The organism is Paraburkholderia sp. SSBN10T (assembly GCF_056619545.1).
Window position 1 is genome coordinate 99,694 of the sequence record NZ_JBWQQI010000029.1, and the last position, 9,372, is coordinate 109,065.

At 63.7% G+C, this 9,372-nt stretch carries 10 protein-coding genes; 3 read left to right on the top strand and 7 right to left on the bottom strand.

From position 1 onward, the window contains the following. Positions 1 to 83 precede the first annotated feature (83 nt). The 7 genes from AC1ECK_RS32195 to paaA all read right to left on the bottom strand — a co-directional run bounded on the left by AC1ECK_RS32195 (position 84) and on the right by paaA (position 5,576). On the bottom strand, positions 84 to 689 hold the full coding sequence (locus AC1ECK_RS32195) for a TetR/AcrR family transcriptional regulator (RefSeq protein WP_480326569.1): 606 nt from the start codon (positions 687 to 689) through the stop codon (positions 84 to 86). Between the two features lie 14 nt (positions 690 to 703). Beyond that, positions 704 to 1,555 (bottom strand): DUF1835 domain-containing protein, encoded by an 852-nt coding sequence (locus tag AC1ECK_RS32200; protein ID WP_480326571.1) that lies wholly within the window; start codon positions 1,553 to 1,555, stop codon positions 704 to 706. Between the two features lie 149 nt (positions 1,556 to 1,704). Then, positions 1,705 to 2,793 carry a 1,2-phenylacetyl-CoA epoxidase subunit PaaE gene (gene paaE / locus AC1ECK_RS32205; protein ID WP_480326573.1) on the bottom strand — a complete coding sequence of 363 codons (1,089 nt, stop codon included), beginning with the start codon at positions 2,791 to 2,793 and terminating at the stop codon, positions 1,705 to 1,707. 1 nt (position 2,794) lies between these two features. Continuing rightward, positions 2,795 to 3,343, bottom strand: a complete 549-nt coding sequence (gene paaD / locus AC1ECK_RS32210; RefSeq protein WP_480326575.1) for a 1,2-phenylacetyl-CoA epoxidase subunit PaaD — start codon at positions 3,341 to 3,343, stop codon at positions 2,795 to 2,797. A 14-nt stretch (positions 3,344 to 3,357) separates the two neighbouring features. Continuing rightward, positions 3,358 to 4,161 (bottom strand): 1,2-phenylacetyl-CoA epoxidase subunit PaaC, encoded by an 804-nt coding sequence (paaC, locus tag AC1ECK_RS32215; protein WP_480326577.1) that lies wholly within the window; start codon positions 4,159 to 4,161, stop codon positions 3,358 to 3,360. A 7-nt stretch (positions 4,162 to 4,168) separates the two neighbouring features. Next, complete coding sequence (paaB, locus tag AC1ECK_RS32220; protein ID WP_074301825.1) at positions 4,169 to 4,453, bottom strand: 1,2-phenylacetyl-CoA epoxidase subunit PaaB; 285 nt, start codon at positions 4,451 to 4,453, stop codon at positions 4,169 to 4,171. Between the two features lie 124 nt (positions 4,454 to 4,577). Next, a complete protein-coding gene (gene paaA, locus AC1ECK_RS32225; protein WP_480326579.1) occupies positions 4,578 to 5,576 on the bottom strand; it encodes a 1,2-phenylacetyl-CoA epoxidase subunit PaaA in 999 nt (332 codons plus the stop codon). A gap of 172 nt (positions 5,577 to 5,748) precedes the next feature. On the opposite strand from paaA, the gene AC1ECK_RS32230 reads away from it, so the two are divergent. The 3 genes from AC1ECK_RS32230 to AC1ECK_RS32240 all read left to right on the top strand — a co-directional run bounded on the left by AC1ECK_RS32230 (position 5,749) and on the right by AC1ECK_RS32240 (position 9,209). Next, positions 5,749 to 6,054 (top strand): DUF2628 domain-containing protein, encoded by a 306-nt coding sequence (locus tag AC1ECK_RS32230; protein ID WP_480326581.1) that lies wholly within the window; start codon positions 5,749 to 5,751, stop codon positions 6,052 to 6,054. A gap of 144 nt (positions 6,055 to 6,198) precedes the next feature. Then, positions 6,199 to 7,824 (top strand): NAD(P)/FAD-dependent oxidoreductase, encoded by a 1,626-nt coding sequence (locus AC1ECK_RS32235; RefSeq protein ID WP_480326583.1) that lies wholly within the window; start codon positions 6,199 to 6,201, stop codon positions 7,822 to 7,824. A gap of 110 nt (positions 7,825 to 7,934) precedes the next feature. Then, positions 7,935 to 9,209, top strand: coding sequence for an SGNH/GDSL hydrolase family protein (locus AC1ECK_RS32240; protein WP_480326585.1), 1,275 nt, complete (start codon positions 7,935 to 7,937; stop codon positions 9,207 to 9,209). The last annotated feature ends 163 nt before the right edge of the window (positions 9,210 to 9,372 follow it).

Consider the following 9,372-nt stretch of genomic DNA (forward strand, 5'->3'; position numbering starts at 1 on the left):
ATAAGAGGCGCCGACACTGTGGTTAGGTGACAACTGTTTCGTCTGATATATGTTGCCCTGCAATATCGAGATGCCTTGGGATCTTATTCGCTCGCCCTCAACCCGTGGTCGACCATCTCGACCACCTGCTCGGCGAACTCCTGATAGCCCATCCGGCCGCCGGGCTTCAGCCATGTGAAAGTCCAGTTGATCATGCCGAACACCATCATCGTCAGCGCCGTCTGGTTTTCGCGGGTGGCGCGCTCGGGGTAGGCACGCGTCAGCTGGCGTGCGAATGCTGCCACTACATCGCGCTGGCGGTTCAGGATGATCTCTCGCTGCGTGTCGACGAGGTATTTCACGTCGTTCAGCAGCGCGACGTGCCGGCTGTGCGAGTTTTCGTATTCCGACAGGAACGCGCGGATCAGCTCGGCAAAGGTTTCGCGTTCGCTCAGCCCGCGCCGCTGGCTCGAACCTTCCACTTCCGCGATGATTAGCATCAGCCGCTTGGTGTAGCGGTCGAGCAGGTCGAACAGGATTGCTTCCTTGCTCTCGTAATAGTGGTAGAGACGCGCTTTCGAGGTGCCGCTGGCTGCGGCCAGATCGGCCATCGAAGTGCTCGGATAGCTCGTCTGCGCGAATTTGGCGGCGGCCAGTTCGAGAATCTGGTCGCGCTGGGTTTCGTGATCGGGGGCTCGGGTGCGGGCCATGGTGTTTGGGAAATTTAGCTGGAGCAGGTGAGGCAGGTGGGAAAGGCTGCGCGCAGTTCGAGCGCGCGCCATCCGGAGGTGTCGCCGCGCAGGCTCACGCGGCCATTCGCGGCGAGTTCGCGAAAGCGCCAGAGCACGATGCTGTCGCTAACCAGGAAGCCGAGTTCGGTGCTCATCAGTTGCGCGCCGATGCGGGAGGCGGGCTGCCAGGCGTCGGTTGCCTGTTCGAGGATCAGCGCGTCCAGATCGCCGAAAACGCCGCTCGTGAAAGTGTTGTCGCGCCAGCGGCGGGTTTCGCCGTTCGCCTGTTTGACTTCCTGCCATTCGAGCGCGAGCCGGCTGATGCGCAGCACCGAGATGGGCGCGACGTCCGGGAGCCGCGTTTGCAGGACCTCGGGTGCGAACATGCCCACCGAAGTGGCGCGGTCTGCCCGGCTATGAGCAAAGGCGCCGGGATCGGTGAGATCGCGGATCGACAGACGGACTTCGTTCAGGCGCTGCGGGCTGTTGCGCAGGTGGTAGCAGGCGCGGCGCAGTGTCAACTGGTCCGACGCGCTTTCGCCGTGCCACAGGACAACCTGGGTGGTGCCGGCTGCGATCTGCTCCAGCACCGCGGCTTCTTCAATGAATTCGCGCAGGAAATTGCGGGGCGCGCCGTCGCGCGGCGCGCCCTCGCGGCGGGCGCCGTCCATCACGCGTTGCCAGAACTCGGCGCGCACCTCGGGCGTATCGTCGACGCCGCGTAAAGGGCCGACTGCGAGATCGTCGCGCAGCGCCTGCACGCGCTCGTCGCGTCCGGCGTCTTGCAGGGCGGTTCGCAGGGAGTCGGCGGCGACGTCGCCGTTAGTCAGGTGGATCGTGCTCATCAACGGTTCGCTGGCAAATCGGTCACAAAAAGGGCCGCTCGACGGCCGGAACCCGGTCCCGATCGCGAGCGGCCCCTAGTGTAAGCGGATCGCGGGTGAGCTGAAAGCGCTCAGGTGCGCATCGTCGAAGATGATTGCGCGTAGGAGGCCTAGCGCTCGTCGTAGCTGACCACCACCCGGTCGCTCACCGGATGGCACTGGCAGGTCAGCACGAAACCATCGCGGATTTCGTGCTCTTCGAGCGTGTAGTTCTTTTCCATCCGCACTTCGCCCTCAAGCACCTTGGCACGGCAGGTGCAGCAAACGCCGCCCTTGCAGGCATACGGCAGCGCGAGCCCGGCCTTCAGACCGACATCGAGCACGCTCACGCCCTGGTAGGGCAGGCGCAGCTTGCGTTTCTTGCCGTCGAGGACGATTTCGAGGTCCGCCGCCGGCGTGTCCTCGGTGATCTCCACAGGCGGAACCCCGGCCTGCGGCAACGGCGAGCCGAAGCGTTCGACATGAATCTTTTCCTGGGCGAGGCCCGCCGCCTTCAGCGCGGCCTCGGCAGCGTCCATCATCGGCGCGGGACCGCAGATGAAGGCTTCGTCGATGGTCTCGGCCGGCACCAGGTTCTCGATGAAGGCCGCGCACTTTTGCTGGTCCAGCACGCCGTTGAACAGCTCGACATCCTGCAGATCGTCCGAGAGCACGTGATACAGCACGAACCGGTTCATGAAACGGTTCTTCAGGTCTTCCAGCTCTTCGGCGAACATGATCTGGTCGACGCTGCGGTTGCCGTAGACCAGCGTAAAAGTGCTGCGCGGTTCGACTTCGAGCGTGGTCTTGATGATCGCGAGCACCGGCGTGATGCCCGAGCCGCCGGAAAAGGCGAGGTATTGCTGGCCCTGTTCCGCGTTCAGGTGGGTGAAAAAGCGGCCGTCGGGCGTCATCACGTCGATCGTATGACCGGGTTGCAGCGTATCGAAGGCGAAATTCGAAAAGCGGCCGCCCCGGACCCGTTTGATGCCGATGCGCAGTTCGCCGTCGCGGTCGTAATCGGTGACGCCCACGCAGATTGAGTACGAGCGGCGGGTTTCCTCGCCGTCGATGTGCGTCTTCAGCGTGACGAACTGGCCTTGCGTGAAGCGATACTGCTCGCGCAGCTCGACAGGCACTTCGAAGGCGACCGAGACCGCGTCGGCGGTTTCGGGCCGGACTTCGCGGATACGCAGGGGGTGAAATTGCGGGGTGGCCATATCAGTATGGTTTGAAATAGTCGAAGGGTTCGAGGCAATCGAGGCAGCGATACAGCGCCTTGCAGGCTGTCGAGCCGAACTGTGCGAGACGTTCGGTGTGAACGGAACCGCAGCGCGGACAAGCCGGCGCGGGCAGCGCCTTGGGGACGAAGCGGATCACTTTTTCGTCCGGTGTGCTGCTCGCGCAATTGCCGGTGGGCGGGGCGATACCGTAGGCACGCAGCTTGTCGCGTGCCTCGGCGGTCATCCAGTCGGTGGTCCAGGCGGGCGCGAGCACGGTGGCGATGCGGTACGGCGTGAGCCTCGCGACTTCCAGCGCGTGGCCTACGTCTTCGGCGATTTGCGACATGGCTGGGCAACCGGAGTAGGTCGGCGTGATGACTACCTCGAGCACGCCGTCAGCGGCACGGCGCACGTCGCGCAGAATGCCGAGCTCGCGAATCGACACCACCGGGATCTCCGGGTCGGGCACCGTTTCGAGCACGGTCCATGCGCGCTCCAGCACGGGGTCCACGGTGTCGGCGAGGTTTGCGGTCGAGGTCATGGTCATACTCCGTCCCCGGCTTACCAGCTTGCGCCGGGATGCTGCCGCGCGAGGCTCTGCATCTCGGCCAGCACATAGCCCATGTGTTCGGAGTGCTCGCCGTGCTTGCCGGTCGTGATGTGCTTGACCGGCTCAGGCGGCGTGAGCGTGGCTTCACTCAGCGCGGCGCGCACGTCTTCTTCCCAGGCGGCTTGCAGATCGGCCGTCAGCGGGCCGATACCGGCTTCGGCAATGGCTTCCTCGACCGCGTCCACGCTGAAGAACTCGCGCGTGTAGGGCATCAGATAGTCGAGCGCGGCTTGCGCGCGGCGATGCGATTCGTCCGTGCCGTCGCCGAGGCGGATCAGCCATTCGCCGGCGTGGTGAATGTGGTAGCGCGTCTCTTTGATCGACTTCGCGGCAATCGCCGCGAGTTGCGCGTCGGTCGAGGCGCTGAGCGCCGTCCATAGATGCGCCATCAGCGTCGAATACAGGAAGTTGCGCACGATCGTGACCGCGTAATCCTTATCTGCGTGGGCAGTGCCCGAGAGCGGTCCGTAATGCGGCAACTCGGCGAGCGTGTAGTTGGCGAACTCGCGCTCGCTGCGAAAGTACGCGTAGTCGTCCTCGCTCTTGCTGGCGCCGGTGAGCGCGTGCTCGAGCGTCGCGGCGTGCGTGTACAGGAGGCGCGCCTGGCCGATCAGGTCGAGGCTCATGTTGGCGAGCGCGATGTCCTCTTCGAGGATCGGGCCGTGGCCGCACCACTCGGCGTTGCGCTGACCGAGAATCAGGGCGGTGTCCGCGAGGCGCAGCACGTAGGAAAGGTGTTGGGGCGTGATGTCCATGACGCGCTTACATGTGGTTGACTTCGTCGGGGAGCGTGTAGAACGTCGGATGGCGGTAAATCTTGTCGCCGGCCGGTTCGAACAGCTCCGCCTTGTCCTGCGGATCGGACGCGGTGATGGCCGAGGACGGCACGACCCAGATGCTCACGCCTTCCTGGCGGCGCGTGTAGACGTCGCGCGCCATGCGCAGGGCCATCGGCGCGTCGGCCGCGTGCAGGCTGCCGCAGTGCTTATGGTCGAGCCCCTGCTTGCTGCGCACGAACACTTCCCAGATCGGCCATTCTTTGTTCATCGGCTTGTCCATTTTCGAATCTCCTGAATCTTTTGCTGCTTCTTTCGTTGCAGTTGCCGGGTGACGCCGGTTAGCGCCGGCTGTTACCAGGCATTGCCCTGCATCGGGTAGAGTGTCGCGAGGCTTACGCGGCGTGCTGTTGTGCACGCTGACGTTGCTTTTCCGCGTGGGCGAGGGCGGCCTCGCGTACCCAGGCGCCGTCGTTATGCGCCTTCACCCGCGTGGCCAGACGCTCGCGGTTGCACGGGCCGTCGCCGTTGACCACGCGCCAGAACTCTTCCCAGTCGATGTCGCCGTAGTCGTAGTGACCGCGCGCTTCGTTCCACTTGAGGTCCGGGTCCGGCAACGTGACGCCGAGGAGCCTGGCCTGGTCGACGGTGGCGTCGACGAATTTCTGGCGCAGGTCATCATTGGAGATGCGCTTGATGCCCCATTTCGACGACTGACTGCTGTGGATCGAATCCTTGTCGCTCGGGCCGAACATCATCAGCACCGGCCACCACCAGCGGTTCACCGCTTGCTGGACCATCGCGCGCTGCGCTTCGGTGCCGTTCATCATCGACAGCAGCGCGTCGAACCCCTGGCGCTGATGGAACGACTCTTCCTTGCAGATGCGGATCATGGCCCGCGCGTACGGACCGTAGGTGCAGCGGCACAGCGGGATCTGGTTCATGATCGCCGCGCCGTCGACCAGCCAGCCGATCACACCGACATCCGCCCACGTGGGCGTCGGATAATTGAAAATGCTCGAATATTTGGCTTTGCCGGCGTGCAGCGCGTCGATCAACTGATCGCGCGACACCGCCAGCGTTTCGGCCGCGCTATAGAGATAGAGGCCGTGGCCGGCTTCGTCCTGGACCTTGGCGAGCAGGATGGCCTTGCGCTTCAGGCTCGGTGCGCGGGTAATCCAGTTGCCTTCGGGCAGCATGCCCACGATTTCCGAGTGGGCGTGCTGCGAGATCTGCCGCACCAGCGTCTTGCGGTAGGCGTCGGGCATCCAGTCCTGCGGCTCGATTTTGCCGTCTGCGGCCATGACGGCATCGAAACGCGCCTGCTCAGGCGAGTCGCCGGCGGCGTCCAGCGGCGCGACGTTGCCGGGAATGTCGAGGGATTGCGTGTACATGGCGAACGCTCTCGTCCGAAGTTGTCTGTGTTCGGCAGTATAAACCAACCGACCGGTCGGTTAATGATTTTTTTGAGTGGAATTTAAGGCAGGTTCGGGCGGCGCAGATAGGGTACGGTGGAGGTCGGCGCGGCGCGCGCCGGATTGGCTTAAACGAGAGGGCGGAAGCGAAATGACGGAGCGGATCTATTTGCAGCACCCGGCAAGAGGCGAGAAGGTCGAGGTGAGCACCGGTTTCAGTTGGGCCGCGTTTCTGCTGGGTTTTATCTGGGCGCTGATGAAGCGAATGTGGCTAGTTGCGCTGCTGATGCTGGCCGCGGATCTGGTGATCGGTCTGATCGGCTTCGCCGGGGTGACGGCCGATGTGATTAGCCTGGTGCTCAGTATTGCGTTCGCGATTTACTGCGGCATGAACGCCAACCAGTGGTATCGCCGCGACCTGGAGCGCAAGGGCTACGTGATTGCCCCGCGCCCCTAAAAAGGGGCGATTCGATAGCGGTGTTTTGCCGCGAAATGCCGGGTGCAAGCTCGCTGATCTCAGCCGTCGCTGCCCTGGCCCGCTGCAGAACCTATAAAATCGCGGATTGGCTGCGATTCTGCGCCCTCTGCATCCCCGGTCTCCATGTTACGTTTAAGCGAAATCAAACTCCCGCTCGATCACCCCGAAAGCGCTCTCGATGCCGCAGTTCTCGCGCGCCTCGCCGAGCTTGGGGTGCCGGCTGACGGGCTCGTCCGTTATACCGTGTTCCGCCGCGCGCACGATGCGCGTAAGCGCGCCGATATCAAGCTGACGTATATCGTCGATGCCGAGGTCAAGGACGAAGCGGCGGCCTTGAAGCGCCTCGCCGGCGTGCCTCATTGCGGCGTGACGCCGGACATGGAATATCGCTTTGTCACCAGGGCGCCCGAGCACCTGACAGGGCCGCGTCCGGTGGTGATCGGCATGGGCCCGTGCGGCTTGTTCGCGGGGCTGATCCTCGCGCAGATGGGTTTCCGCCCGATTATTCTCGAGCGCGGCAAGGCTGTGCGTGAGCGCACCAAGGACACCTTCGGCCTGTGGCGCAAATCGGTGCTCAATCCCGAATCCAACGTGCAGTTCGGCGAAGGCGGGGCCGGGACGTTCTCCGACGGCAAGCTGTACAGCCAGATCAAGGATCCGCACCACTACGGCCGCAAAGTGCTCGACGAGTTCGTCAAGGCGGGCGCGCCGGAAGACATTCTTTACCTGAGCCGCCCGCACATCGGCACGTTCCGGCTGGTGAGCATGGTGGAAAAAATGCGCGCCACGATTCACGAGCTGGGCGGCGAAGTGCGCTTCGAGACGCGCGTCGAGGACATCGAGATCGAGCAGGGCAAGGTGCGCGCGCTCCAGTTGTCTACTGGCGAGACGCTGCCGTGCGAGCATGTGGTGCTGGCGGTCGGCCACAGCGCCCGCGACACCTTCGAAATGCTGCATAAGCGCGGCGTCTATATAGAAGCGAAGCCGTTTTCGCTCGGTTTCCGGATCGAACACCCGCAGGGCCTGATCGACCGCAGCCGCTTTGGCAAGTTCGCGGGGCATAAGCAACTGGGCGCCGCGGACTACAAGGTGGTGCATCACTGCAGCAACGGGCGGGCCGTTTATAGCTTTTGCATGTGCCCCGGTGGGACCGTGGTGGCGGCGACTTCGGAGCCGGGCCGCGTGGTGACCAATGGCATGAGCCAGTACTCGCGCGCCGAGCGCAACGCCAATGCGGGCATCGTGGTCGGGATTACGCCTGAGGATTACCCGGGCGGCCCGCTCGCCGGCATCGCCTTTCAGCGTAAATGGGAAGAGCGCGCGTTCGAACTGGGCGGCAGCAATTACTGCGCGCCGGGTCAGCGGGTGGGCGACTTCATTGCCGGCCGGCCGTCCACTTCGCTTGGTTCGGTTGTCCCCTCGTACAAGCCGGGCGTGCACCCCACCGATCTCAGTACGGCGCTGCCCGACTATGTGATCGAAGCGATTCGCGAGGCGCTGCCGCAGCTCGACCGCAAGATCGCGGGTTTCGCCATGGACGATGCGGTGCTGACCGGAGTGGAGACACGCACCTCGTCGCCGATCCGGATTCGCCGCAAAGACGATTACCAGAGCATGAACGTACAAGGCCTTTATCCGGCTGGCGAAGGCGCGGGTTACGCCGGCGGGATTTATTCTGCGGCGATCGACGGGATTGAAGTGGCGCAAGCTTTGGCGCTGAATCTCGCGGCGGGAAGCGCTCCTCGCTAGGATCTCGCCTTGCCGCCGGGCGCGCGGCCGGTGTTCATGGGTGCCTCGTGCCCGCCACCGGTCCCGACCGATCGGGCACAATGGGCGCTTTGCCTTTTGTCCACTCGCGAATGACCCTCCGTACTCTGGCCGCTGCGTGCGGCGCCGCTCTGCTTGCTCAATTTGCTGTCACGCCGGCAGCGTTTGCCGCCGATGCGCCCACGCACTGGGTTGCAAGCTGGGCGACTGCGCTTCAGTCCATTCCCCAGCAGGCTAATTTGCCGCCGCTTTACCGTGCGCCCGAGGTCGCTGGACGCACGGTCCGGCAGATCGTCTATCCCACTCTTTCCGGTAGTACTGTCCGGATTCACGTCAGTAATGAATATGGCAAGACGCCGTTGGTGATCCAGGAATTGCGGATTGCACGTTCGGCGGGGGGCGCGGCCGCGCAGGCGAACGGTGGCGAAAAGGTGACGTTCGGCGGGAAGCTGTCGGTGACCGTGCCGCCTGGTGGCGAACTGGATAGCGACGCGGTCGAGCTGGAGATTGTCGCTGGCGCCTCGTACGCGATCAGTTCGTACATGGGGGCGGATCAGCGGTTGGTGGCGTGGCACCGCGTCTCGAATCAGGTCAATTACGTCTCGCTGCCCGGCAATCATGCGGATGACGCGATGGCCGGCGCGTTTGCGCAGCGCTTTACGCAATTTGCCTGGGTGACGGGGCTGTCGGTGTCGGTGGACGCACCGTCTGCCGCAGCGGTTGCCGCGATCGGTGACTCGATTACCGATGGCATGCGTTCGAGCTTGAACGAGAATCACCGCTGGCCGGACGCTTTCGCGCGCCGCCTGGCGCGATCGGGGGACCGGTCTACGGCTGTCGTCAATCTGGGGATCAGCGGCAACCGCTTGCTTAGCGATTCTCCCTGCTATGGCGATGCGCTTGTCAAGCGTTTCGGCCGGGACGTACTGGAGCGCCCGGGGGTAAAGACGGCGATCCTGCTGATCGGCATTAATGACATCAATTTTTCGTCGATGCCGCCGCGCGCCGGGTTGGACTGCGATTACCCGCACACGACTGTGAGTGCAGCGGACCTGATCGCGGGCTACAAGCGGGTGATTGCCGAGGCTCACCGGCGCGGCGTGCGCGTGTTCGGCGCGACGCTCACCCCGGCTTCGTTGCCGCCGCAGCGTGAAAGCATCCGGTCCACAGTGAATCAATGGATCAGGACGGCTGGCGCGTTCGATGGCGTGGTGGATTTCGACGCGGCTCTCCGGGATCCGACTCAGTCCGAGCGTCTGCAGCGCGGGTACGACAGCGGCGATCACATCCACCCGAGCGACGCAGGTTATGTCGCAATGGCTGAGGCGATTCCGCTTGATGCCGTAGTAAATTCGACTCGGAAGTGACTCGCCAAAAAAACATTTCGGTCAAACCCTTGTCATATAGCCGTTGTTCGCCTAATATTCGCCTCCTCGTTTGCGAACGAGTGCCGCTGCGGAAACCAGCGGCCGTAGCGGCGACAAGGTATTAAGCGAAAGCGAAAAAATGTTGTTGACGAAACGAAAAGGA

Bases quoted from the DNA above. Each gene is read 5' to 3' on its own strand.
- AC1ECK_RS32195 (WP_480326569.1), bottom strand. From the start codon at position 689: ATGGCCCGCACCCGAGCCCCCGATCACGAAACCCAGCGCGACCAGATT.
- AC1ECK_RS32200 (WP_480326571.1), bottom strand. From the start codon at position 1,555: ATGAGCACGATCCACCTGACTAACGGCGACGTCGCCGCCGACTCCCTG.
- paaE (WP_480326573.1), bottom strand. From the start codon at position 2,793: ATGGCCACCCCGCAATTTCACCCCCTGCGTATCCGCGAAGTCCGGCCC.
- paaD (WP_480326575.1), bottom strand. From the start codon at position 3,343: ATGACCATGACCTCGACCGCAAACCTCGCCGACACCGTGGACCCCGTG.
- paaC (WP_480326577.1), bottom strand. From the start codon at position 4,161: ATGGACATCACGCCCCAACACCTTTCCTACGTGCTGCGCCTCGCGGAC.
- paaB (WP_074301825.1), bottom strand. From the start codon at position 4,453: ATGAACAAAGAATGGCCGATCTGGGAAGTGTTCGTGCGCAGCAAGCAG.
- paaA (WP_480326579.1), bottom strand. From the start codon at position 5,576: ATGTACACGCAATCCCTCGACATTCCCGGCAACGTCGCGCCGCTGGAC.
- AC1ECK_RS32230 (WP_480326581.1), top strand. From the start codon at position 5,749: ATGACGGAGCGGATCTATTTGCAGCACCCGGCAAGAGGCGAGAAGGTC.
- AC1ECK_RS32235 (WP_480326583.1), top strand. From the start codon at position 6,199: ATGTTACGTTTAAGCGAAATCAAACTCCCGCTCGATCACCCCGAAAGC.
- AC1ECK_RS32240 (WP_480326585.1), top strand. From the start codon at position 7,935: ATGACCCTCCGTACTCTGGCCGCTGCGTGCGGCGCCGCTCTGCTTGCT.